The organism is Sphingomonas sp. (genome assembly GCF_050725575.1).
GTDB lineage: Bacteria > Pseudomonadota > Alphaproteobacteria > Sphingomonadales > Sphingomonadaceae > Sphingomonas.
Map to the genome: position 1 here is coordinate 1 of NZ_JBOHHW010000056.1, position 24,788 is coordinate 24,788.

A 24,788-nucleotide genomic window follows, 5' to 3' on the forward strand; every position below is an offset into this window, starting at 1 on the left:
GCTCGATACAGTCCTACCATGGGCAAATCGGTAGGGAAACCACGGCACGAGCGTGAAGGCGCCCCAGCTGAAATTCGTCCTACCATGGGCAAATCGGTAGGGAAACCACGGCTCATGTCGTCGGTCCTCTTCGTGGTGAAAGGTCCTACCATGGGCAAATCGGTAGGGAAACCACGGCGTCAGCCGTGGCCGTGAGGATATGCACGTCGTCCTACCATGGGCAAATCGGTAGGGAAACCACGGCCGGATGCGAGACGGTCAGCCATTTCAAGCGGTCCTACCATGGGCAAATCGGTAGGGAAACCACGGCACTCAGGGATGCGATCGGTCAAATCGCTGCGTCCTATCATGGGCAAATCGGTAGGGAAACCACGGCGGCGTCCCAACTGACAGGTGGATCGATGGCGTCCTACCATGGGCAAATCGGTAGGGAAACCACGGCCGTAGGATTTCAGCCAAGTCGCAACCCGCGGTCCTACCATGGGCAAATCGGTAGGGAAACCACGGCCGGATGCGAGACGTAGAGCTTCAGCCATCGGTCCTACCATGGGCAAATCGGTAGGGAAACCACGGCCAGACCTGAGCAGCGACGGGGGCACCGATGGTCCTACCATGGGCAAATCGGTAGGGAAACCACGGCGTATGGGGCAATCGCCAGCCCACGCTCACGGTCCTACCATGGGCAAATCGGTAGGGAAACCACGGCAAAAGACATATGCGCTAGCCCAGCCCGTGTGTCCTACCATGGGCAAATCGGTAGGGAAACCACGGCTTCACCATTCCTGTTGCGACCCACGGCGCAGTCCTACCATGGGCAAATCGGTAGGGAAACCACGGCGCACTTCGGTCAGCATGACATCTGGCGCCGGTCCTACCATGGGCAAATCGGTAGGGAAACCACGGCGATTGCCGTCACGTCATCGCCCCGCGCCGAGTCCTACCATGGGCAAATCGGTAGGGAAACCACGGCAGCTTCAACGGTGGCACGCTCACCACGGCCGTCCTACCATGGGCAAATCGGTAGGGAAACCACGGCGCCCGTTCTGTGGTTACGAAACGCATCAAGGTCCTACCATGGGCAAATCGGTAGGGAAACCACGGCGAAGGCCGGTGTGCGGGCGCATCAGAATGGGTCCTACCATGGGCAAATCGGTAGGGAAACCACGGCACCATCCCTGGGATAACACGTCGATGCTGAGTCCTACCATGGGCAAATCGGTAGGGAAACCACGGCGGTGGGGAGAGGCGCGGTCATGCTGCGGCAGTCCTACCATGGGCAAATCGGTAGGGAAACCACGGCAGTTTCCCGGCCATCCACTTGCGTGCATCGGTCCTACCATGGGGCAAATCGGTAGGGAAACCACGGCCGTCACCGCTTGCAGGTCGGCAGATGGCGGGTCCTACCATGGGCAAATCGGTAGGGAAACCACGGCAGATCATTCGGCATGGGTGAGGGCCTCCGGGTCCTACCATGGGCAAATCGGTAGGGAAACCACGGCCGGCGGGATGCGGAATGATCCGCGCCGCTCTTGGCGGAGTGCCAGGTGATCGCCTCGCCCTGGGAGCCGAGCAGCCGCAGCGTGTTGGCCGTACCTCTTAACGACCGACTTAACGACGGACACTGGGGCGCGAATTGGACTTCTCTACATCCCAATTCCGAGCCCCCGACTCCGACCCCGACCAACTACGTCCGCGAGACTCTGGCCGACGCTGCGACCCGGCATCTCCGGCACGCCCAGTTGCGCTTTACGATTGCGCAGAAGCGACTCCACTTGAGGATCGCGTTCGAGGCTCTTCGCCATGCCCAGCATGCGATCGCCAACGGCATTGGCGCGGGTATCGTCGTGATCGCGCAGCAGCAACCGGCGCTGGCGGTCGAGTGCCTGCCAGCGCTGGACGAACGTGTCCGCGCGAAGCTGCGGATCGGCGCGTAGTTCGGCCTCAAGCTGCATGGCGCGGATCGTAGCGGCAGTTCGCCCATCGGCCGCTTCAAGGGTGAGCCTCGGATCGTTAGCCAGTGCCGTCTCAAGATCCAGCGCGGCGTGCGGTCTGATTGTGTTCAGCCCTGCGCGACTATTGGACAGTTCCTGCCGCTGATCGGCCGTGAACGGCTCTCCGACGGAGCGCGCAAACTGCCTGGCGCGAACGATCCGTGCATGGCGCGCTACAGCATCCGGCAGCGCTGGCGAGGGTTCAGGCGCTGGCGCCTTTGATGGCTGCGCAAGTTCTGAGGTGCCGGTGCTGAGCCTGACCCCGGCGAACCGATCGGGCGCCGGTGCAGACATAGCCATCTCCACCGCCGGTGCGGGTAGAATGATCTGGCGGCGATCGGCGAAGTCGCGGACATAGTCGGATGCCATGTCCTTGGCACGCTCGCGAGAAAGCGCCCGCACCAGCCTGCCCTCGTCGGCAAAGTCATCACGGCCATAATGAAGTTCGACACTCTCCCGGTGCCGCGACAGCGCGACATAGGCGGCATGCCGATCGAGACCGGGCGTGGCGAGCATATGGACGCGATCGACGGTCACTCCCTGCGCCTTATGCACAGTCACGGCATAGCCATGGTCGACCGCGGCATAGTCCTTGTGATCGAAGGCGACCGCGCGACCATCGTCGAGCATCACCGCCATACGGGCGGTCGTGACGCTTTCGATGCGACCCAGCGAACCGTTCTTGACGCCCAGGCTGCGCTCGTTGCGCCCGAACATCACCCGTTCGCCAGCCGCGAACCGGCGTTCGCCCTTTTCTACCCGCCACGATACATCGGGACCGAGCGCGCCCGTCTCGTGAAGCCGTTGGCGCGCCGCCTGATTGAGCGCCGCAACCTCGTCGTTGGTATGAGTCAGGATGATCCGACTCGAGCTTGGGTCGGCCTGCCGCTGGCGGTCCCAGCGATGGATAAGTTCGTCGCGCGCGACCTCCCGCGTCGCCGCTGCGTGGATTGCACCGTGATCGCGATACGCCGCGATTGCTTCGGCGGTGCGCTCGGTTGCCAGATGCCGCGTCGCCTGCCGCTGCCAATCCTCACGCTGGCGGCGAATATCAGTGATCTCGACGCCGCCATGGCGCTCGGCGATCGAGCGGAATGCAGCGCCGGCTTCGATGGCCTGGAGCTGCTCGGGATCGCCGACCAACACAACCTTGGCGCCGCGCTTCTCGGCTTCGGTGATCACGCGCTCCATCTGCCGCGTTCCGATCATCCCGGCTTCGTCGATGATCAGCACATGACGATCGGTCAGTAGCTCCCTGCCCTGTGCCCATTGATGCTCGAGGCTGGCTATCGTTCGCGACTGAATGCCGGAACCACCTTCGAGGTTTTCCGCGGCGATGCCGGACAGTCCCGCACCCTGGACCTGATAGCCGGCGCTCTCCCACGCCTCGCGTGCGACGCCGAGCATCGCTGATTTGCCGGTACCCGCATAGCCGACAACGACCCCGATTCCCTGCCCCTTGGTAACATGCTCGAACGCGCTGCGCTGCTCCGGCGACAGCACCAGTCCGTGCATCTCGGCGCGGACGAGCGCGAGCTTGCGATGCTGGTCGGCCATACCGTGGCGCCGGTGCGCTTCCAGTCCAGCAGTAGCCCGTTCAAGTCGCTGCTCGGTCGCGATCATCTCGCGGCTACTGAACCGGTCCTCTCCGCGCCCATCCTCGCCTAGCGCCACCAGGTCCGGCGAAGCGCGGACCGCACTCATTGCCTGATCGAATTGCTCTTTGCCGTCGCTGTGCCGGTGGATGAACCGCGCGAGATCGCGCGTCGTAAACGTCGCCTGGCTGTGGGTGATCGCATCGAGCGCGATGCCGGGATTGGCGATGATCTTCTCGCCATTGACGCGGGCGATCTCCAGATGCTCAGCGAGCCGCTCCGACTCCAGCCCCTGCGCCGCCATCCGCGACGCCGCCGGGCCGATCTTGTGCTGCGGCTCAAGGTCGATCCCCTGCGCCTCCAACGACCGATGATCGATTCGCGTGTCGATATCGAGTTCGGCCAGTCGCTCGTTGACGCGCTCGCTCCAGCGCTCGCGCCATTTCTCCAGAAGGTCGGTGCGATTCCAGTCGCGGTTCTTCTGGCCGAACCCATCCTCCCCGACCTCACGCATGGTGAGCATCACATGCGCGTGCGGCTTCGGCGTTCCATCAGCGCCTGTATCCCAATGCACATTGAGATCCGCGATCATCCCGCGATCGACGAACTCTTGCTTTACAAAGCCGTGCGCGAGCTCGATCCCCTGCACCTTCGTCATCTCGCGCGGGATCGCGAACTCGATCTCGCGGGCAAGCTGCGCGTCGATCCGCTTCTCGGCCGCCTCGACCTCGTTCCAGAGCTTTTCGCGGTCGGACAAGTGCTCGGGAGCGCCGTCCGGCAGCATTACTTCCGAATGGACGACGCCAGCCTTGTTCGAGAAGTCCTGGTGCCGATCGAGCCGCTCGTCGTGCAGGCGGGAGGCGGAGCGGTACGCGGCGGAAGCAACAGCGCTCGACCCGTTGGCGCGGGAGATGACCTTGGCCGAGAAATGGTAGATCGCCATGACGGCAATCCACTTACACTTCAAAAGCGACGTCGGCACGACGTATAAGCGCGCCCTCGAAAGATTTCATCAATCTCGGGACAGGAGAGTCTCAAGAGATTTCAGTGCATTGCGACTGATCGACTGCTACGATAACTGGACCGTCCTCACTTCACAACGAGGACGGTCCAATGCGCAAACCACGCGATTTCGACGCCGAACTGAAGGTGCTCAACGAACGAGCGAAACAGCTTCAGGCGCGAAAGATCCACCAGTTCGGCGAGCTGGTGCTTGCGACCGGTGCCGATGCCCTGTCGAGCGAGGAACTGATCGGATTGCTGCTGGGCGGCGTCGAGAACAAGGACGCCAGTGCGAGGGAGGTTTGGCGAAAACGGGGCGCTGCTTTCTTTCAGCGGACGCGACGCGCTGTTTCAGGCAGTCAGGGCGACCCTTCTGGCAACGCGTCGAACTAAAGCGGCGCGTAATCGAATCGAGGCTGAGCGTGCGCGATCCGACGTGCGAGCATGGGTCGTGAAGCGACGCGAACGCACCCGGCAATTGATCGAGCTTGGCGGCTTGGTCGCAAAGGCAGGCCTGGTTGAGCTGACAGATGACGATCGCGCCGCGATGTTCGGAATACTGATATATGCTGCGGCTGTGTTGAGGTCGGAGCGCCGCGAGAGAGCGCTGGCGTTGTGGCGGCGACGCGGCAAGCGCGAGTTTGAGAGAGGGCGGCAAGACTAGGCCCCAAGCGGCCGACGCAATGGGTCCCACTTTGGTCGAAAACGATCGCTCGCTCCTGCCTTTGAGTACCGTCTCTACGCGGCGTCTGTATCGCGATACGCTAGCATCAGCTTGGCGGCGAAGCCGGTCATGGGATCAGGTACACGGATGACTTCGATCTTCCTGCTGGCAAACGCACCCTCGATCACTTCCGCCTCGGTTCGACGAAGTTCCGCCATGAGATGCACGATCGTCCGCTGGCCTTGATCGTTGTGCCACTGCGGTTTGCCTTGGAGAGATTTAAGGTAACGCTCAAGCGCAACGCGCCTTCGTCCGCGCCGGACGCCAAACTGCCACCACGCCCAGATCGCGATTAGCGCGGTTGTGATCGCCGCGATGTGATCAAGCTCGTCAAGCCAATCGACACTGCCCAGCCCAGCGCACCAACTCATAGGCTCTCCCGCCGCCAGAAACACTCGCCGACGAACGCCAAGGTGCGCGCCATCAATCGCGCGACGCGAGCCGTCGTTCGCAAATCTCCTTCACCAGCTTCCGCAACAGCTCGATCCGCTCGGCGAGCCACTCCAGTTCCTCGGGCGTGATCTTGTAGTGCGGCGAATACCGCGCATTCACATATGCCTGCTGGAGCAACTCGAAACAGCGCCGGGCAAACTTGGCATCGCGCGGCCAGACGCCGATCAGTTCGTGCACCAACGGTTCGGCCTGCGCGCGTAAGAAATTCAGCTTGTGGGACTTCGGGCTGTAGAGCGTCAGGGTCAGAAGGATGCAATGGTACAGTTGCTCGGTCGTTTGATGCAGATCAAAAGCCGCCTGCTTTGCGTAACCCTTAGCAATCAGGAATCGGGCGCTTTCGAACCGCTTGTCGGCGTCCGAAAACCACTCGTTAAAATAACCTTGGGCTTCTGCTCGCGTTGCTTCTTCCGTCAGCGGCTTCGGCTTCGCGAATGGATATCCCTCCGCTTCATAGAGCGAGATGCCCTGCTCGATTACATCGATGAAGAACGGCCGCCCGCGGATCAGCTGATCGTTCACATCGGCGAGGCTATGCACGATGAAGGCGACCGGCGCGCCGATCCGCTTCGTGATGGTCACCTCCCGAAGAAAATGATCGTCGGCCTTAGCCCAATATTCGAGCGGGTCGGTCAAACGCTCGTCGCTGACGACGACAAGGATATCGTAGTCGGAATAATAGCCGCCGACCGGGTCCTCGACCCAATCGCCCCGCGCATACGATCCATAGAGAATCACCTTGAGGATGCGACCCTGCTTCTTCCACTTCTGCGTGGCGAGCGCGGTCGCGTCCTCGAACTCGGCGAACAGAATCTGCACGATGAGCTCTAGCTCGCGCCGCTTGCGGTCCGGGAGATGATCGAGGTCGGTCCTCATATGCCCTTCCTAACGAACGAGCGCCCGTGCGCAAACACGGACGCTCGACAGGATTATCAAAGCTGCCACCAACGACGAGGCGGCACACGTTCCAGATGCCGGACGAAATTGAGAAGCGCCTTCGCCAGCAATCGCCCGACTTCGCCGGTGCTAAGCCCGGTGCGCTCCGCGATTTCGGCGTAGCTCATGTCGTCGAGGCGGACCGCGAGGAAGATTTCGCGCTGCAACCGGGGCAGCTTCCGGATCGCCCGCTCGATCTGTTTCAGGGTCGCGGGATCAGGTTCATCGGTCATGACACCCTCCGATGCGAGAAAATCTGGCGGCGCGAGGCCGCCAGACTTGGGTTCAGGCGGCCTGCCGCAGCGGCTCGGGCTGCGACGCGCGCGACGCGTTGAGGTCACTGATCCGGGCGGCTCGGCTGGCTGTGCCCACGCCACCGCGCTCGGTGTAGGCGGCAGGCGGGAACACCATCCATTTCGGGACCCAGCCATCGACCTTGGCGCGTCCGTTCTCACCCATGAGGCAGTCGCGGATGATGTTGCGCTTGACCTTGCCGGTCGCAGCCTCGTTGGCGGCGGCAACGTCGGGCCCGGCCACCTCGGCCAGCACGCAACCCACCACCTCGCGGTCCCTGATCAGGTCGAGCAATGCGTCGTCGGCCTGCCAGACCTTCGCCATGTCGGTGCCGACCAGCGAACCGAGCAATTCGATAAGGACGCTGCCCGCTTCGAGCGTTTCAGCCATGACGATCGCCAGCACGTCGAACACCGCCGGATCGGGAAGCTCGATCAGCCGGACCAGCAGTCCTGCCAAGCCATACTCGCCGTCATAGCCCCCGGTCACGGTCGGCGTTTCGGGATCGAACCCGAGCAACGCCAGCACCGCCCGACGCTTCTCGTCGAACGCGGCTTCGCTGCCGCAATTCTCGACGCTCTCCGCGATGGCGTCGCTATGTGCCTTCTGCGCCTCCACCCGGACATTCCAGAGCGGCGACCCGATGATCGCGTGCGCGACCATGACCCGCAGCGCGAGCGACGGCTGACCGGCAAGGTCCGCCCGAACGGCTGCATGCCGGTGGAGATCGACATAGTTCTGGATCGGTGCGCTGACCTCCGGCCGCACCGGCTTGTCGCCCGGGCTGGCCTCGCCCTTCTCGTGCCGACGCGCTTCCTTGAGGCTGACATAGCCTTCGTGGAAGCTGACCTCGCCGCGATAGCCGATGGTGATATAGACCTTGCCGCCCTTCCGCTTGGTGCAGCGCTCATGCTCCCACGAATGGAAGGGCTGGCCCGCATCGAGGATCACGACATCGCGCCATCCGGCCTCGCGATAGGCCCCGGCGAGTTCCTCGACCGCTCCGCGCTGCGCGGTCCAGAACTGGTCGGCATCGGCGAAATAGCTGTCCTCGCCGAACAGGTCGGCAACGATCGCGCCCTCGAAACCGGACAGATCGAACAAAGCGACCTTGGTGGAGATCGAGGAACCGCCGAATAGCCACGCCTTGATCTGCTGCCCGACCGGCGAGCGCGCCTCGGGATCGTCGAGCAACGCCAGCCAATCGCGTTGCTGCGCCGTGGAGGCGAGAGTCAGGTGCCGCACCGTTACCTCATCGACCTGCCCGCTGCGGTAGAGCGTACGAATGCGTGGAAGCAGGTTGCCGAGCGCAAGGGTACGCTTAACCTGCACCTCGGTCAGTCCGAAGGTGAGCGCGATGTCCTCCGGGCTGCGGCCCTCGCGGACCAGCCGCGTGAACGTCTCCCAGAGATTGACCTCGTCGGGATCGAGCCGCGCGACATTCTCGATCAGCGAGGCTTCGAGTGCCGCTGCGTCGTCACCTGCCTCGATCACCGCGCACGGCAGTTCCTCGATGCCGCCGCCTTCTTCCGCGACGGTCAGCGCCGCATGGTAACGCCGCTTTCCCGCAACGATCTCATAGGTGTCGGGAGAACCGTTGGCCCGCACGATCAGCGGGACCAGCACGCCGCGCGCCCGAACAGACGACAGGATGTGCGACAGGTCCGGCTTGCCCCTGGCCCGCATGTTCGCGGACGACACGGACAGTTTGGCGATATCGATATGCTTGAGTTCCATCTTCCTTACTCCTCAAACCACCGCAACCGGCGCCGGAATGGCGGGGTGGGCGGCAGGAGCGGACCGGCAGTCCCACCGGCCAAGGCGCGCCGCACCCGCAGGGCCGAAACGGAGAGGAGGAGCCGAGCTTGCTCGGCTTGCGGCACGCCGCGGCGGGACTAGAGGGTAGCGACGCCCACCCCGCCAGATCGAAGCCGGAGGCCAATGCCGCCGCGCATCGCGCGGCGTCCGCAGCTACTGCGCGACAGCGCATCCTGCTCCGAAGGAGTTCGTCAAAGCCGCACCCTCGAAGACGGCCGGCCGTCGTGGCGGCGTGCGCGCGGGCCTGGGGGCTAGCCGCCGCCGCGCCTTCCGGCCGGATCGAGAGTGCCACGCGGAAAAGCAAAAGGCGCTGCGGCCTCTGGCGGCTTCGCAGAAGTCCACCAGTGTACGCTCATCAAATAGCGCGTTCCGCTGCCCGGCGCCCACCGGGCCACGTCAGCGATCGCAACCCGAATGGGCCGAGACGCGAGAGCGACTCGGCGACGCGATCAGCGGCGTAGAGCGCGGCCACGCGCAAGCGTGGGACGCCCTGAGACGTGCCGTGGAGTTTGAAGCAGCTACGCCGAACTACCTTTGTGTCGCCGATAGCCGCCAATGTCCCTAGCGACCCCAGACAGGCTCTTTTCTCAAGGAGGCATCCTGCCCAATCTTGCCCCGGGGAGCACCACCAAGCCGCACTCCATGCAAGGTAATACCAATGCAAACCGATACCCCCGACCGCATCCTCCGGATCAAGACCGTCCTCGAGCGCACCGGCCTCAGCCGGTCGACCATGTATCGGAAGATGCAGAACGGCACCTTCCCGAAGAACGTGCAGATCAGCACGCGATGCGCCGGCTGGCGGGAGTCCGCTGTCACCGCGTGGATGCGCAACCCGATCTTCTATGACGCTGGCGAGCAGGAAGGCGGCTGAGCCAGCAGATTATCGATATCGGGCCCAACGCCGGATTCTAGACCGTTACAGCGCGAGCCCGGCCAGCGCTTCGGCGGCGGCGTGTTGGGTCAGGTGCCCATAATGCCGCTCGATCATCTCTGCGCTGGTGTCGCTGATTTGGGCAACCGTGAGCAGCGGAAGGCCATTATTCACAAGATCGGTGATCGTGCTGTGACGAAGCGTATAGGCAGTCGCGCCGGCAGGCAGCTTCGCTTTCGTCGCCGCTTCGGCAATCGGCCTCTTCCACGTCTCCTTGTCCCAAGCCTTGCCGTTCGCCCGTGCCAACAACGGCGCGTCTCCCGGTTTCCCCTTCGCCTGTTTGTCGAAGTGTTTGGCGGCGGCGGCGGACAGTAGAACGCGGCGCGGCCTGCCGCTCTTGTCCTTTCCAATGCTCAGTTCTGACGTGCGCTTGTCAAAATCCCGCGCGCAGAGCCCGGCGACAGCGCCAGGCCGAAGGGGCAGCAAACAAAGCGTCCGCACGAAAGGCTCGGCCTCGGGATCGATCTCCTTGAGCAAGGCACGTCGCTGCCCACGATCGAGATAGAGTGTCCGCTGACGATCGGCATTGCGGATCGCCTTGAGCGCCTCCTGCCAAGCGGCCTCGGTGTCGGGTGTGCCGGGCGCCAGGAATTTGTTTAGCGCTGCTCGAAGCATCGCCATGTCGCGGTTGATGGATGAGGGCGCACGCGTCCGCGTGATCTGCGGCCCTTTCTTCCGCCGCGTCACCAACGCCGGCTTGTTCTCCAAGCGTTGACGCCACGCCTTGACGTGGTGCCGCCGAAGCTTCGCCAACTTCACTTTGGCGATCGGGTCCGAATAGACATTCCTCCGAAACCGTCCCGATGCATCCGGGCGAGTTTCCGCATATTTGCGGCAAGCCTCCTCGACGGTCTCGACCTTCTCTTCGGTCTGGCCGCCCGAATCTACCAGCACCGCGAAAGCCTCGGCCTCCTTCTTGGCTTCCGCGAAGCGATCCTTTCCGGGCAAGGTTCCGAAGTCGCCAAGCGCCTTCAAACTGTATCGGCGCTGATCCTCGTCATAAGCTCGCGCGATCCACGTCCCGGCGCCTTCGCGCGCCGATGGGCGATAGCCCAAAAAGCAGCCCGGACGGATGCGCTGCCAATATGGCTCGCGCTGGCTGCGTAGTGCCTCCCGCTCCTTCACTTTGCTCAGGTCCAGCGCCATCGCCAGTCTCCGAAATCGATTCCGTACGGAAAACGTACGGAAAACATACTCGGAGCTACCTACATCCGTTGAGACATCAAATCAACTATTATCAGTGACTTAGTGTTTCCAGGAAATGCCAAAAAGGCCCATTTCTGTGCCCTCCGAAGGCAGAGGCCAGAGGTTCGAATCCTCTCGGGTGCGCCATCCTCGAATGGCGCCGATTGGGCAATATCGCCGCGACAAATGCGCTTCTGCACCGCATCGCCCGAAGTATGACCGCTTTGGGGTGGGAAGCGGACGTTGCTTCACACCCTTCGTCATCCCGGGCTTGACCCGGGATCCGGCTTTTTTCCGGCACGCTTTGATTCCAAGCGGGACCCCAGATCAAGTCGGGGGTGACGATAAGCGAAGGACAATTTCCGAACGCTAGCTGTCATTCGTGCCGATCTGGATCGAATGACAGGATTCGACCGATTGATGACGTTGGCTACTCCCAACGCGGTCAATCCTGCGCCGGACCGCCAAGGTTAACCCGCGTATCGAACCAGCGAATCCGGTCCTGCGCGGCGTCCGCCTGATCGCGCATCGGTCCGCTTTCTGTGAGGGCTACCACCGATTTGTTCTCCGATGCCGAACATCCGTTGCGCGGAACGCAGAGCGCGAAGCGGAGCGGAACGCGCTTATCGGTCAGGCTATCCTTGCCGGCAATGGCGGCCATGCCGGGCTCGTCCGGCAGACCGACCAATAGATCGCCATGCAGCGAGGTCAGCCCGACCTGCTCGCTTTTGGGGCCGACGGGCACCGGGTTGCCCTTGAGGTCCACGCGCATCACCTGAAATAGGCTCGACCAGCCTTGCGCAATGGCAACCCGGATTTCGGCTTTTCCATCGGGCGCGCGCGCGGCCGATATCTTGTAATTATGCCCCGTGTCGAAACGATAGATGATGCGGCCGGAGGGACAACGTACAGAAAGCATCTTTGGGGGAATGGTTGCCCGCCGTGCGTTCATCAAATGATGCCCAAAATTCGCCCTGACTGTTGTTTTTTCTGGATGGGCTCGTACCATCCCAATCAGGCTTATCCACCCCCTGGAGAGAAGGAATTTGGCATGCGGACGATGAAACTCGCGTTCACGATCACGGCGTTGCTTGCCGCGCCGGCGCTGCATGCCCAGGTCAAGGACGATACTGGATTCCTCGAGTTTCCGATGGCGGCCGACGTCAGTGCTGCGGAGGTGCCGGCCTTCGCCTGGCTGGTGCGCCAGGGCGAAAACAGCACGCTGATGTTCGCACGAGCGCCGGACTTCAAACCGGTGAAGTTATTTGCCCAGACCGATGTGGATGGGCAGCCGATCACCAGCGTCACGATCTCGCCGAACGGCAAGATCATCGCCTTCCAGACCGGCGTTCCATTTGGCGGCAGCGGTGAAGGCTTCAACCCCGCCAGCCTGGTCGAAGCCCCGAAGCCGACGCTCTGGATGGTGACGACCGACGCCGGCGCCGGGCCGGTCAAGATCGGCACTGGCGCTGACCCCAAATTCACGCCCGACGGAAAGCGGATACTGTACCGGCAGGGACGCGATCTCTGGGCGGTCGACCTTGCGGCCCCGTCGGCGAAACCGGCGATGCTGGTGCCGGGCGGCGCCGCGTTCGGCCCGGCGGTGTGGACCAGAGACGGCAAGTCGATGGTTTTCGCGCAGGATCGCGGTGGCTGGTCCTTTCTCGGCCGCTACACGCTGGGCGAGGATCGGATTCACTGGCTGGTCACCGGCGCCGACCGGCTAAGTTCGCCGGTGCTGTCGCCCGACGGCGCGAGCGTCGCCTATCTGCGCTGGCCTGGCCGCGAGCACACGGTCACCGAGGATCTGCTCGAAAACCGGCCGTTCGCGGTCGAGACCGTCGAGATCGCCAGCGGACAGGTGCGCACGCTGCACGAGGCAATTGGCCCGGCAGGCGGGCAATTGTCGGACGATCCGGAAGGGAGTCTGCGCTGGGCCGACGATCGCAACGTGGTTTTCCGGTCGGAAGAGGATGGCTGGGCGCGGCTCTATGCGGTCGCGCGGGGCGGCGGCGCACCGCGCGCGCTCACCCCGGCCAACTGTGAGGTCGCGGAAAGCGAGCTCGCCGCCCCCGATACATTGTTCGTCGTCCATAATTGCCGCGACATCGACACGCGCCAGCTTTCCAGCATCACCGTGTCGTCCGGCCGCGAGCAGGCGATCCCGAGCCAGGACGTGGTCATGGGCTTGGCCGGCGCGGTCGGTGACGGACGCTATGTCGCGTTCACCGGCAGCAATGCCGAGGATGCGCCGTTGCTGCGCGTGCTGGATCTGAAATCGGGCAAGTTGGCGCTGGCCGAAAAGCCGTCGGACTACGGCTATGCGCACCGCTTCAAGGCCCCGGCGCCGCAGGTGGTGCGGATCAAGGCGAGCGACGGCGCGACCGTGCCGGTGCAGCTGTTCCTGCCCGCCACGCCAGGGCCACACCCGGCTTTGGTCTATGTTCATGGCGGCCCGCCGCGGCAGATGTTTCCCGCCTTTCACTTCAGCGGCTACTACGCCAGCGACTTCGCGGTGAACCGGCATCTCGCCGAGCTTGGCTATGTCGTCGCCAGCGTTAATTATCGCTCCGGAGTCGGCTATGGCCGTGCGTTCCGCGAGGCGCCGGAGCGCGGCTGGCGGGGGGCATCCGAATATAATGACGTGCTCGGCGCGGGGCGCTGGCTGGCGCAGCGCAGCGATGTCGACAAGAAGCGCGTCGGTATCTGGGGCGGGTCCTATGGCGGGCTGCTGACTGGCCAGGCGCTGGCGCGCAATTCGGACGTCTTCGCGGCCGGCGTCGCCATCCACGGAGTGTTCGACTGGTCATGGCCGTCGCCGACACCGGGACACCAGAATCCGAGCAAGGTCTTCGGTGTCGGCGAGGCCGACAAGCCGCTGGCTTTCCGGTCGTCCCCGCTCGGCGCCATTGCCGGGTGGACATCGCCCGTGCTGCTGGTGAGCGGCGATCGCGACATGAATGTGGATGTGCTCGAAACGATCGATCTGCACCAGAAGCTGCGCGCCAAGGGCGTGGACGTGCGCACGGTGATCATCCCGGGCGAGGCCCATGACATGATCCGCCATGCCAGCTGGCTCACATTATGGGCGGAGAGCCGCCGTTTTCTGCAGGAGAAACTCGGGAAATAACCTCCGCGCCGGGCTGTGCCGCGGGCACAGCCCGGCGGACACGACCCTGGCGGAAATGTCTGCGTTCTTCGAAAGACAGCTGGAGCAGCTGGCCCGCCATCGGTCGCTTTACGCCCCTGCGACTGGCGGCCGCTCGGCAACGAGCCGGACAGGACTCCCCCGTCCAGGGATCATAGCAAGATTGACACTCTCGACAGGCTTCAGTAGCGCCGCGCTTCGTTAAGGTATGGTATATCATGTCATACTGTTGAGGGGGAGTGATGATTTTGCGGCATTTGGCAGTCAAGGGGTTCGCTGTCTTCTCATTGATCGGTGCCTGTGCACCCCCTGCGGCGGCACAGGAGACGACGGCGGATCGGCCCGATGGGCGGGCATCGCTGGAGGATACCAAAGATCGCGAAAAGCCCGATACCGATCGGGCATCGGGCGACATTATCGTCACCGGATCACTGATCCGCGGCTTGCCGAAAGAATATGTCGCGAGCCCGGTGTTCAGCTATGATCAGGCTGACATCGTGCATTCCGGGGCAGGCTCGGTGTCGGAGTATATGCTCACCATACCACAGAATTTCACCAGCGACCTCAGCGAGTTCGCCACGACCGGTGCGGGCATCGGCAGCCCGCTGGGCGATGCCGCCACCTATAACCAGTTCGACGGTTTTGCCGGCTTCGCGCTCCGCGGCCTCGCATCGGACGCGACGCTGACCCTGCTCAACGGGCGACGCATGCCCTCGGTCGGCCTGACCGAAGCGCCGACCGTATCGACCATTCCGTCGATGCTGATCGAGCGGATCGACATCATTCCCGACGGCGCGTCCGCAACCTATGGCGCCGATGCGGTCGCCGGTGTGGTCAATATCGTGACGCGCAAGCCGACCAAGGGCCTCGAACTGCAGGTGCGCGGGGCGACGGCAACCCGGACCGGTAAGGAGGATGTACAGATCAGCGGGCTTGCCGGGCATTCCTGGGGCAGCGGCAATGTCTATGGCATGGCGATGTACCAGAAAAGGTCGCCCTTTATCGGCGACCCGGTCGATGCCTCGGGGGAAAAGCTTCAGATCACGCAGCTGCCGAACGAGCGGCTCACCGGCTTTTATGGCGGCGTGCAGCAGGAGCTGGGCGATCTCACTTTCTCGATCGATGCGTCCCGCTTCCAGCGCGACCGCACTTCACGTCAGATTTTTCTCGACGAACCCGCCTTCAACCGGATGTTCAGGACCCGGACCACCGGCGTGTCGGTCTATAATGGCGTTCACTGGCAGGGTCAGGGTTCCACCGCGCTGGACCTGACGGTGGACTATCACCGCACCCACACCGACAGCAGCTCGAGCCGGGTCGGGCGACCGCCCGCTTCGCGCGAATCTACCAACACATTGTTTGTCGCGGAACTGCGCGGCCAGACCGCGCTGGTGACATTGCCGGCGGGGCCGGTGCTGGTCGCCGGAGGCTTCCAATATCGTGCCGAGACACTGCGCACCGACGCAACGATCTTCTTCAACCGCAATGGCGGCACGCGCAAGGTCAAGTCGGTGTTCGGCGAAGTGAATGTGCCGATCATTGGGCCGGACCAGGGCGTGCCGCTGGTCCGCTCGCTCACCTTGTCCGCCGCTGCACGTTATGAAGACCTCGGTTTCGACACGGCGCTTTCACCCAAGATCGGGCTGCGCTGGCAAGTCGACCGATCGATTGCGTTGCGCGGCACCTATGCCCGGTCATTCCTCGTGCCCCGATTCCGCAGCACGATCGGCATCGCCGAGCAGGTGTCGTTCGGGCTTTACGACTATAAGTTCCTCGACCCGAAGGGTCAGAATCCGGCCCTCCCCGCGGGCCAGGCGCTGGTGATGTTCCGCGCCGGTGCGAACCCAGATCTCAGGACGCAAAAGGCCGACACCTTCACCGTCGGCGTGGATCTCACGCCGACATTCGTCCCCAACCTCACGATCAAGGCCGGCTATTACCGGATCCGGATTTCCGGACGCGTCGGCACGCCCTCGCCCGACGACAGCCTTTCGGTCAAGGATCTGCAGGTCTTCAACATCGCCAACCCCACCCCGGCGCAGGTCAGGCAAGTGATCGACAACCCGGACGTGTTCCGCCGGTTCGCGGAAGTTCCGTCGATCAATGGCGGCGATCTCACCTTCTTCGACAATGCCGGCCAGGTCCCTGCCGACCTGTTGTCGCAGGTACAGTTGATTGCCGACATCAGGGCGCAGAATTTCGCGGTCGAATCCACTAATGGCCTCGACCTCGATCTTGCCTATCGCTCCAAATTGTTCGGCGGCACCGCGATGGTGAACCTGACCGGCCAGTATATCTTGAACCTCAGCCTCAAGGCCGGCGGTTCGACCGCGATCTCGCGACTTGATGGCTATGCCAAGCCCGCCAATCTGCGGCTGAACGGCACCATCGCCTGGGGGCGTGACGGCGTCTCGGTCGGATCAGTGGTGAATTATGTCGATGGCTTCACCGACGATCGCGCCGACCAACCGATCCGGAGCGTCGGATCCTACACGACGGCTTCATTGTTTCTCGGTTTCGATCTGGACCGTCTGTTTGACGCTCCGCTATTCGCAGACAGCGAAGCGCAGCTTGTCGTCGCCAACCTGTTCGACCGGCAGCCTCCGCGTGTCGTCGACGGTGTGGTCGGCTATGATCCCTACAACAACCCGCCCAATCCCCGGACGATCGGACTGGTCCTGAGCAAGCGGTTCTGATCCCGTCTCCAAGTGGCGGGCGGGCAAGGGGCGGCCATACAACTATTCTCGCGCGGCCTTGACGATCGCGCGAGCCGCCCGTGTCCTCCATCTGGCGACATAGGGCAGCGCAAACATATACAGGCCGCTAAACAGGAGCAGGAAGAGTGGAAGGAGCGGTGAATAGGTCACCCAGAGCGGAGGTTCTCCCCATATCCGTGCGACGAAATTGGCGATGACGGTCAGCGTGAAGACGATCGACAGCCAGCGATGGGTCTGCCGAATCCAGTTGTTCCAAGTCAATGCAACTCCCTTTCGAAAAGCTTTGAAGCGGATCGATCAACGCGACGTGTTCAGCGCCACGGCGGCACGAACCAGCGCCTTGAGCGCTTCCTCGTCGATCATTTCCGACGGAGAGTTTGCGTCTCCGGCCGCACTGGTGCTCATGATATCTCTCCTTCCCGGCCTGGCATTCGATCACGACGGATTTCAATCCAGCCGCGCCACCGCCTTCTCCAGATTGGCGAGGTGTTCCTGCCAGCCATATTTGGCGCCGTTGAAGGCCTGTTTCTGATCCGGCCGGAAGCCTATCTGCTCCATCCGCAACAGCGTTCCCGCCCCTGCCTGGATGAGCGTGAAGGTCACCACGCTCTTCAGCGCATAGGCCGGATCCTCATGCGCATAATCCCAAGTATAAGACAGCGTCTCGTATGGCTCGACAGAGAGCACTTCACAGGTCACTCCGCCCCAGTCGCCACTGAGATTGAAGCGATGGCCGATGACCGGAGCAAAATCGTCATTGCGCATCAGCCACTCCTGGATCAGGTGCGGCTGAGTGAGCGCACGCCAGATCTTCTCCGGCGGATAAGCGATCTCGCGCTCGACAGTGACGCAACGCGTTTCAGTGGTCGTATCGGTCATTGATCCATCCTTTTCAGTAAATCCTCGAGATGGTCGAACCGGTTCTCCCAGAATCCGGCCATCTCCTTGGTCCAGTCAATCAGCGGGGACAGCGCACCGAGTTGCGCGCTGTAATGATTCTGCCGCCCTTCATGGCGGTCGCGCACCAGCCCGGCCTCTTTCAGCACCCCGAGATGTTTCGACACGGCAGGTTGCGAGACGCCGGCATGCGCCGTCAGCGCGCCGACCGTCTGCTCTCCGTCACGGCACAGCCGCTCGAAAATGGCGCGCCGCGTCGGATCGGCGAGCGTCCGGAAAAGGAGATCACGGGTAACCGGCACGTGCAATCAATAACCCTCCAGCTATGAGCTAATCCATAGCCAGCGAGTTATATATTAGTCAAGCCACTATCTGCAGCGGAGGCGACCGCGCGTTTCAGCGCAGCTATTTCGGCCTCCGCCGCGGTTTCCGCGATGTTGGCAAATCCCAGCATCAGGGCATCACCCGCCCGGTGCGCGATCGACTGGGCGGACAGCGCAGACACCCATAATCCCTTGGCGCGAGCCAGGCTCACCATATCGATGTCGGAACCATAACCATTGAGTTCCGCAATCAGATGAAGGCCGCCCTGCTGGCTCCGGATCGTCACGACATCGCCAAAGGCCGATTTCAGCGCGACGCCCAGCACCCGGCGGCGCAGATCATATTTCGCCCGCATGCGCCGCAAATGCCGCGAGAAATGCCCCTCCGAGATGAAGCCGGCGAGCACCGTCTGCATGAATTCCGCTTCGCCGCGATGCACCAGCGTCGCGGCCTCGACCGCGGCGCGCGTGAACGCTTCCGGGACAACCAGGAAGCCCAGGCGCAGGCTGGGCAGCAACGTCTTGCTGAAGCTTCCGGCAAAAAACACACGGTCGCTGGCATCCAGGCTCTTCAGCGCGACGGGCCTGAAGCCGAGATAATGAAATTCGCTGTCATAATCGTCCTCGAGGATCCAGCTATCGGCTTGCGCGGCCCAGTCGAGCAGCATCCTGCGCCGCTCGGGCGTCAGGGTGACATTGAGCGGGCTTTGATGCGACGGCGTCACCACCGCGAGCCGGGCGTCCGGGGCCAGCCTGATCCCCTCCTCAACCCGCAAGCCCTGGGCATCGACCGGGACGGGGATCACGCGCGCCGACTTTGCGATCAGCGCATCGCGGGCAAAGGAATAGCCAGGATCCTCGAACCAGACTTTGTCCCCGTCCCGCAAGATCAGTCGCGTCGCAAGGTCGAGCGCGCCCTGATAGCCCGGCGTGATGAAAATCTGCGCCGGATCGCAGGCAAAGCCCCGCGCCACGGCGAGATACCCGGCAATGGCCTCGCGCAACGCCGGTAGTCCGGCCGGCATGGGATGATGCGGCATTCGCGACGACAATCTCCGCGCGGTCTGCGACACGAGGCGCGCCCAATGCGCATAGGGAAACAGATCAAGCGCGGGCAGGCCGATATGAAAACGGGTCGGGAAATCCCGACTAACCGATACCGCTGGCGAGGTGGCGGGAACCGTTCTTGGTCGAGTCACCGGCAAGGGAGAGACGATCGTACCCCGGGATCCGCGCGCGGTGATGAACCCCTCGCCGATCAATCGCGCATAGACCGCGTCCACCGTCCCCCGCGCCACGCCGAGCTCGGACGCCAGCGTCCGGATCGACGGCAACCGCGCGCCCGGCGCCAGACGCCCGGACACGATCGCCTGGCGGATATCGTGATGGATGCGGGACTGGAGCGTGCCGTCCCGCTGCCGGTCGATGGTGAACAAGGCTGGTTTGCAGGCCGCCATGGCCCAATCATTATGCCGAAAACTGGCCCAATACTATGGGACAAACCTGTGCTTAGCAGGATGGCGTCCGGGACCGTCACATGGCCACCGGCCCCTTGCCGAGGACCTGATGACCATAGCCGCCCAAGAAACCGCCAGCCCATTTGCCGCGCCCCGCCGGACCGTTGCAGTCATCATTGCCGGCATTCTGGCTTATCCCTTTTTTCTGCAGCTCTTTCGCCTCGCTGGCCGCGCCACGGGCGATGCGGGGTCGGCGTGGCCGAGCGTCGTGGCATGGACCGGCGTGGTGCTGTTCATGGCCCTGGCCTTTGCGCTGCCCGTGATGGGCTTCATCCTCGCCCGGGCCAGCAGCGGGCTTCCGCTGTCGGCGCAGGCGCTGTTTCAGCGCAGGACCGCGCATCTCGCCTTCGCGACACCGTCGCTGTACGTCGCGGCCGGCGGCTATGCCGGCCTGCTGAAACTCAGCGCGCAGGAGACGCTGCTGTGGATCGGGCTGTGGCTCGCGGTGGCGGTGCTGCTGTTCTGGCGCGCACCGGCGCGAGAGCGCGCCGCGGCCACCGCCAATGCTCCGTCATGGCTCCCGGTCGTGCACGGCTCCGTCGCGGCAACGCTGGTGCTGATCTTCCTGGCCGGCCATCTGACCAATCATCTGAGCGCCCTGTTCGGCCTGGAGGTGCAGCGCGCGGTGATGCACACGCTGCGGCTCTGGTATCGCTCGTCGCTGGTGCAGCCGGTTCTGGTCGCCGGCTTCCTCTTCATGATCGGCAGCGGCCTGCTGCTCGCCCGTGCTCGCACCACGACCTATACGGACCGGCTGGGCACGCTGCAGACGCTGACCGGCATCTATCTCGCGGCGTTCCTCTTCTCCCACCTCACCTCCGCCTTCTCCGCCCGGGCGCGAGGTATCGACACCGACTGGCTGTGGGCCACATCAGCGCCCGAAGGCCTGCTCGCCGGCTATGTCAGGCTCATCCCGCATTACACGCTGGGCGTCGCCTGCCTGATCACGCACCTCGGATGCGGGCTGCGCGTTATCCTGCTGCACCACGGCGTCGCCCGCCGGACTGCGGACCGAATCACCTGGTCGATCGCGGCCGGCGGGGCACTCCTCGCCAGCCTGATCATGGCCGGGATGCTCGGCCTGCGGCTCTAAATCAGAAGGCGGGCAGCACCGCGCCCTTATAATGCGTCTCGATAAAGCTGCGCGTCGCGGGACTGCGCAGCGCAGCGATCAGCTTCACCACGCGCGGGTCCTTGTCCTCCCCGGCGCGACCGACGACGAAATTCACATAAGGCGATTTCGCATCCTCGATCAGCAGCGCGTCGCGCACCGGGTTGAGCTTCGCATCAAGCGCATAATTGGTGTTGATCAGCGCCAGGTCGAGCTGGTCAAGCACGCGCGGCAAGGTCGCCGCTTCCAGCTCCTTGAACTGCAGCTTCTTCGGATTGGCGACAATGTCGCGCAGCGTCGACAGCGGATTGGTCGGGTTCTTCAATTTGAGAAGACCAGCCCGCTGTAGCAGCAGCAAGGCGCGCCCCTCATTGCTCGCCTCGTTCGGGATCGCGACGGTCGCGCCGACCGGAAGCGCCTCAAGCGATTTCCATTTGTGCGAATAGCCGCCCAGCGGTTCGACATGGATCCCAGCATAGGCAACAAGCTTGGTGCCGCGTGCGGCGTTGAATTCGTCGAGATAGGGCCCGGTCTGGAAATAATTCACGTCGATCTGGCGCTGGTCGACCTGCAGATTGGGCTGCACATAATCGTTGAACACGCGGATCTGCAGGTCGACGCCCTGCTTGGCCAGCGCCGGCTTCACCGATTCCAGGATTTCGGCATGCGGCACCGCGGTCGCGGCGACGGTCAGTGTCTTGCCGTCCTTGCTCGCCCCGCCCCCCGAACAGGCGGCAATGAGGAACAAGGGAAAAGCGGCAAGCAACAGGCGACGGTTCATGGGAATTTCCTGATCTAGCGGTGCGTGAAATGCCGGGTCAGCCGGTCGCCGCCCAACTGGATCGCCTGGACGAGCAGGACCAGCAAGGTGACGGTGACGACCATGACATCGGTCTGAAACCGTTGATAGCCAAAGCGGATCGCGAGATCGCCCAGCCCGCCTGCGCCGACCACCCCGGCCATCGCCGTGAACGAGACCAGCGCCACCGCGGTGACGGTCGCGCCGGACACGATCCCGGGCATGGCTTCGGGGATCAGCGCGCCGGTCACGATCTGGCGGGTGGTCGCGCCCATCGCCTGCGCCGCCTCGATCGTGGTGCGATCGACCTCGCGCAGTGCCGCTTCGACCAGCCGGGCATAGAAAGGCGCTGCGCCGATGACGAGCGGCGGGATCGCCCCGACCACGCCAAGCGAGGTGCCGACCAGCGCGACTGTCAGCGGGATCATCACGATCAGCAGGATGATGAACGGAACCGAGCGCAGGATGTTGACGATGGTGCCGATCACCACATTGGCGACGCGGTTCTGGGCAATCTGTCGCTCGGCAGTCAGATAGAGCAGCACGCCGAGCGGCAGGCCAAGCGCTATGGTCAGCACCAGCGACCCGCCAAGCATGGCCAGCGTATCAAGACAGGCGCGGCCGATATCCGCCCAGTCGACATTGGCAAACCAGCCGCTCATGCGCCGAGCGCCGCCAGCATGCGCCGGGTGGCGGGATGCGCCGCCCCGGCGAAAATCTCCGCCACGCTGCCGGTTTCGGCCACCCGGCCCTGTTCGAGCACCGCGACCCGGTCGCACACCGTGCGCACCACATCCATCTCATGCGTGATCAGCACGATCGTCAGCCCCAGTTCCTGATTCAGTTCGCGCAGCAAGGCGAGCACGCTGCGCGTCGTTTCCGGATCGAGCGCACTGGTCGCCTCATCGCACAGCAGAATGTCCGGCCCGGTCGCCAGCGCGCGCGCAATGCCGACCCGCTGCTTCTGTCCGCCCGACAGCTGCGCGGGATATTTGTCGGCATGATCGCTCAAGCCCACGCGCTCGAGCAGCGCGGCAACCCTGGCATCGCGCTCGGCCCGCGGCATGCCGGCAAGCTTTAGCGGGAAAGCGACATTGGCGGCGACCGTCCGCGATGAGAGCAGCCCGAAATTCTGGAAGATCATCCCGATCCGCCGCCGCAGCGCGCGGAGCGCCGCCGGCGCAAGCGCGGCGACGTCGATGCCCTCGATCTCGACCCGTCCCTCGCTCGGCTTTTCCAGCGCATTGATCAGCCGGATCAGCGTCGATTTGCCCGCACCCGACGGCCCGATCACCCCGAACACCTCGCCGCGCGCGATCGACAGCGTCACGCCGTCCAGCGCCGCGCCGCCCGCGCCTGCAAAGCGCTTCCGGACATCCCTTAGCTCGATCATGCCGTACCCATCACCTGCGCCGCAAAGCGCTCCATTTCCTCGGCCTGCGGACTCATCTGCAACAAGAGGAGATCAAGCCCGGCCGCTTCATATTCCTCGACCCGCTCACGCAACTGCTCCGGCGTGCCGACCAGATTGGGGCGCAGCCCGCGATTGGACACTGAATATTCCTGGATCTTCAGCTCGCGCTCAAGCTGCGTGCCAGACAGCCACTGGTCGAAATTGGCATAGCCGGCCGGCAGGTCCGTGACATCGGTGATCCGCGCCAGCTCGCGCTGCGCTTCCGCCTCGCTGTCGCGCACGATCGCATAGGCGGCCATGCCATACTGCATCGGCGCACCGCCGGCCGCGGCGCGGCGTTCGGCCATATCGGCAATCTTCGGCGCGATCGCCTCGACCGGGTCGCCATGCATGACATAGGCATCGCATTGCGCGGCGATCATCGCCTTGGCCTTGTCGCTCTCGCCCCCGGCATAGACGGTCGGCCGCTTGACCGGCTTGGGCGCGCAGATCGCCTCTTCGGTGCGATAGAATTGCCCTGCGAAGCTGAATCTCTCCTCGGTCCACAGGCCATCGACGACACGCAGCCATTCCTCGGTGCGGGCATAGCGATCGTCATGCTGGTCGAACTGCAGGCCATATTGCCGCGCCTCGTCCGCCCACCAGGACGACACGACATTGAGCGCAAGCCGCCCGCCGGCAATGCGGTCGATATTGGCGGCGGCCTTGGCGAACAGCGCCGGGTGATGGAAATTGGGCCGCACCGCGACCATCAGCTCGATCGTCTCGGTCACTGCGGCCAGCGCCGCCGCGGTCGACCAGGCATCAAGCGCCGGCTGCTCGACCCCCTTGATGTCATTGAGATTGAGCTCGGCAATCAGCGTCAGGTCATAGCCCAGCTGTTCCGATCGCTGCGCCAGCCGCTTCGCATAGTCCCAGCTCGCCTCCATCCCCTCATCGGGCACGTTGCGCAGCCAGCCGCCGAACACAGGCATCCAATATCCATAGCGCATCAGCCGCGCGCCTCCCGGATCACCTGTACCAGATAATCGACCAGCCGGTCATGCGGGTCCCAGCCGAGCACGTCGACCGGCTTCGCGACGAAATTGGACAGCGCATTGATGTCATAGAAGCGCGCCACCCCGTCGCGATCGTCAATCATCACTTCGACCCCGCCGATATCGAGACCCGCCGCCGCGGCGATTGCCTCGACCGCCTGAGTCAGTTCCGGCCCCGGGTCGGCCGCGACCATCGGGATCGGCGCGCCGGGCACCTGGCAGGCATCGGCCGGGCACAGATCGAACGCGCCGCCACCGGCAATATCGAGCGCGTAGAGATAGGCGCGGTCGAGCGTCTCGATCCGCGTGATCGTGCCGTTTCGTGCCGGAACATAATCCTGCACCAATAACACGCCGTCGACACTGCTCGGCAAGCTGCGGTCGGCAATCGCGGCGCGAAGCTCCTCCATCGAGTCATAGCGCGTGATGCCCGCCCCCGACCCGCCGATATTGGCTTTCACCACCAGCGGGAAGGACAGAGTCGCGGCCGCCGCTGCGATGTCGGCGACACGGTGCACCACCCGCGTCTCCGGAATGGCAAGGCCAAGGCTCGCGATCAGCGACAATTGCCGCGCCTTGGACGAATCGATCGCCAGCACCTCGGGCCCGTTGATCACCCGCGCACCGCCGCGGCGCCAGTGATCGAGCAGCGCCATGGTATGGAAGATCGGATGCTCGCCGGCGCGCAGGAAACTCGACATGGCGATGCGGTTGAATATCACCGGCGCGGGCGCGCGCCGATCGGCCGGGTCGAAATGCCCGTCGGGGCGCAGCGCGACATGGCTCACCCCGCGCCGATCGAGCGCGTCGAACAGCGGCACGAACCATGCGGGATGTTCGAACAGGACAGCCAGGTCGGTCACGGGATTTCACACGCCATACCGACCCGGCCTGCC

General features: G+C 63.9%; 22 protein-coding genes and 1 CRISPR repeat array. Of the genes, 6 read left to right on the plus strand and 16 right to left on the minus strand.

What is annotated here, in order from left to right; genetic code table 11:
• Positions 1-10: 10 nt before the first annotated feature.
• Positions 11-1,301: a CRISPR direct-repeat array (repeat unit 36 nt; unit sequence GTCCTACCATGGGCAAATCGGTAGGGAAACCACGGC).
• 342 nt (positions 1,302-1,643) lie between these two features.
• Entirely contained in the window at positions 1,644-4,529 is a 2,886-nt protein-coding gene (traA, locus tag ACRECS_RS23790) for a Ti-type conjugative transfer relaxase TraA (RefSeq protein WP_431585448.1), read from the minus strand.
• Between the two features lie 170 nt (positions 4,530-4,699).
• On the opposite strand from traA, the gene ACRECS_RS23795 reads away from it, so the two are divergent.
• A complete protein-coding gene (locus tag ACRECS_RS23795; RefSeq protein ID WP_431585449.1) occupies positions 4,700-4,981 on the plus strand; it encodes a conjugal transfer protein TraD in 282 nt (93 codons plus the stop codon).
• A gap of 58 nt (positions 4,982-5,039) precedes the next feature.
• Complete coding sequence (locus tag ACRECS_RS23800; protein WP_431585450.1) at positions 5,040-5,252, plus strand: conjugal transfer protein TraD; 213 nt, start codon at positions 5,040-5,042, stop codon at positions 5,250-5,252.
• Positions 5,253-5,326: 74 nt separating this feature from the next.
• On the opposite strand, the gene ACRECS_RS23805 is transcribed toward ACRECS_RS23800, so the two are convergent.
• The 4 genes from ACRECS_RS23805 to ACRECS_RS23820 are packed head-to-tail and all read right to left on the minus strand — an operon-like array spanning position 5,327 to position 8,729.
• Positions 5,327-5,683 carry a hypothetical protein gene (locus ACRECS_RS23805; RefSeq protein ID WP_431585451.1) on the minus strand — a complete coding sequence of 119 codons (357 nt, stop codon included), beginning with the start codon at positions 5,681-5,683 and terminating at the stop codon, positions 5,327-5,329.
• A 52-nt stretch (positions 5,684-5,735) separates the two neighbouring features.
• Positions 5,736-6,638, minus strand: coding sequence for a HEPN domain-containing protein (locus ACRECS_RS23810; RefSeq protein ID WP_431585452.1), 903 nt, complete (start codon positions 6,636-6,638; stop codon positions 5,736-5,738).
• Positions 6,639-6,694: 56 nt separating this feature from the next.
• A complete protein-coding gene (locus ACRECS_RS23815; RefSeq protein ID WP_431585453.1) occupies positions 6,695-6,931 on the minus strand; it encodes a sigma factor-like helix-turn-helix DNA-binding protein in 237 nt (78 codons plus the stop codon).
• A 52-nt stretch (positions 6,932-6,983) separates the two neighbouring features.
• Positions 6,984-8,729: a ParB/RepB/Spo0J family partition protein gene (locus ACRECS_RS23820; protein WP_431585454.1), complete on the minus strand. Its 1,746-nt coding sequence runs from the start codon at positions 8,727-8,729 to the stop codon at positions 6,984-6,986.
• Positions 8,730-9,468: 739 nt separating this feature from the next.
• On the opposite strand from ACRECS_RS23820, the gene ACRECS_RS23825 reads away from it, so the two are divergent.
• Complete coding sequence (locus ACRECS_RS23825; protein WP_431585455.1) at positions 9,469-9,684, plus strand: helix-turn-helix transcriptional regulator; 216 nt, start codon at positions 9,469-9,471, stop codon at positions 9,682-9,684.
• Positions 9,685-9,729: 45 nt separating this feature from the next.
• Here the strand turns inward: ACRECS_RS23825 and ACRECS_RS23830 are convergent, their stop codons facing one another.
• Positions 9,730-10,890 carry a tyrosine-type recombinase/integrase gene (locus ACRECS_RS23830; protein WP_431585456.1) on the minus strand — a complete coding sequence of 387 codons (1,161 nt, stop codon included), beginning with the start codon at positions 10,888-10,890 and terminating at the stop codon, positions 9,730-9,732.
• A 484-nt stretch (positions 10,891-11,374) separates the two neighbouring features.
• Positions 11,375-11,884 carry a hypothetical protein gene (locus ACRECS_RS23835; protein WP_431585457.1) on the minus strand — a complete coding sequence of 170 codons (510 nt, stop codon included), beginning with the start codon at positions 11,882-11,884 and terminating at the stop codon, positions 11,375-11,377.
• A 96-nt stretch (positions 11,885-11,980) separates the two neighbouring features.
• Between ACRECS_RS23835 and ACRECS_RS23840 the strand changes: the two genes are divergently transcribed.
• The gene (locus ACRECS_RS23840) at positions 11,981-14,059 is read left to right on the plus strand and encodes a S9 family peptidase (protein ID WP_431585458.1); all 2,079 of its coding nucleotides are present in this window, start codon (positions 11,981-11,983) and stop codon (positions 14,057-14,059) included.
• Between the two features lie 266 nt (positions 14,060-14,325).
• Positions 14,326-16,773 carry a TonB-dependent receptor domain-containing protein gene (locus ACRECS_RS23845; protein WP_431585459.1) on the plus strand — a complete coding sequence of 816 codons (2,448 nt, stop codon included), beginning with the start codon at positions 14,326-14,328 and terminating at the stop codon, positions 16,771-16,773.
• Between the two features lie 42 nt (positions 16,774-16,815).
• Here the strand turns inward: ACRECS_RS23845 and ACRECS_RS23850 are convergent, their stop codons facing one another.
• The 4 genes from ACRECS_RS23850 to ACRECS_RS23865 all read right to left on the minus strand — a co-directional run bounded on the left by ACRECS_RS23850 (position 16,816) and on the right by ACRECS_RS23865 (position 19,471).
• Positions 16,816-17,055, minus strand: a complete 240-nt coding sequence (locus tag ACRECS_RS23850; protein WP_431585460.1) for a hypothetical protein — start codon at positions 17,053-17,055, stop codon at positions 16,816-16,818.
• A gap of 186 nt (positions 17,056-17,241) precedes the next feature.
• On the minus strand, positions 17,242-17,673 hold the full coding sequence (locus ACRECS_RS23855; RefSeq protein ID WP_431585461.1) for an SRPBCC family protein: 432 nt from the start codon (positions 17,671-17,673) through the stop codon (positions 17,242-17,244).
• Complete coding sequence (locus tag ACRECS_RS23860) at positions 17,670-17,993, minus strand: ArsR/SmtB family transcription factor (protein ID WP_431585462.1); 324 nt, start codon at positions 17,991-17,993, stop codon at positions 17,670-17,672. The genes ACRECS_RS23855 and ACRECS_RS23860 overlap by 4 nt, the downstream gene beginning before the upstream one ends.
• Positions 17,994-18,040: 47 nt before the next feature.
• A complete protein-coding gene (locus ACRECS_RS23865; RefSeq protein WP_431585463.1) occupies positions 18,041-19,471 on the minus strand; it encodes a PLP-dependent aminotransferase family protein in 1,431 nt (476 codons plus the stop codon).
• A gap of 109 nt (positions 19,472-19,580) precedes the next feature.
• Between ACRECS_RS23865 and ACRECS_RS23870 the strand changes: the two genes are divergently transcribed.
• On the plus strand, positions 19,581-20,624 hold the full coding sequence (locus ACRECS_RS23870; RefSeq protein WP_431585464.1) for a hypothetical protein: 1,044 nt from the start codon (positions 19,581-19,583) through the stop codon (positions 20,622-20,624).
• Between the two features lies 1 nt (position 20,625).
• Here the strand turns inward: ACRECS_RS23870 and ACRECS_RS23875 are convergent, their stop codons facing one another.
• The 5 genes from ACRECS_RS23875 to ACRECS_RS23895 are packed head-to-tail and all read right to left on the minus strand — an operon-like array spanning position 20,626 to position 24,755.
• Positions 20,626-21,423, minus strand: a complete 798-nt coding sequence (locus ACRECS_RS23875) for a MetQ/NlpA family ABC transporter substrate-binding protein (RefSeq protein ID WP_431585465.1) — start codon at positions 21,421-21,423, stop codon at positions 20,626-20,628.
• Between the two features lie 14 nt (positions 21,424-21,437).
• Positions 21,438-22,103 (minus strand): methionine ABC transporter permease, encoded by a 666-nt coding sequence (locus ACRECS_RS23880; protein WP_431585466.1) that lies wholly within the window; start codon positions 22,101-22,103, stop codon positions 21,438-21,440.
• Positions 22,100-22,834: a methionine ABC transporter ATP-binding protein gene (locus ACRECS_RS23885; protein WP_431585467.1), complete on the minus strand. Its 735-nt coding sequence runs from the start codon at positions 22,832-22,834 to the stop codon at positions 22,100-22,102. The genes ACRECS_RS23880 and ACRECS_RS23885 overlap by 4 nt, the downstream gene beginning before the upstream one ends.
• The gene (locus ACRECS_RS23890; RefSeq protein ID WP_431585468.1) at positions 22,831-23,829 is read right to left on the minus strand and encodes an LLM class flavin-dependent oxidoreductase; all 999 of its coding nucleotides are present in this window, start codon (positions 23,827-23,829) and stop codon (positions 22,831-22,833) included. Before ACRECS_RS23890 ends, ACRECS_RS23885 begins: the two co-directional genes overlap by 4 nt.
• Positions 23,830-23,846: 17 nt before the next feature.
• On the minus strand, positions 23,847-24,755 hold the full coding sequence (locus ACRECS_RS23895; RefSeq protein WP_431585469.1) for an ATP-grasp domain-containing protein: 909 nt from the start codon (positions 24,753-24,755) through the stop codon (positions 23,847-23,849).
• Between the last annotated feature and the right edge of the window lie 33 nt (positions 24,756-24,788).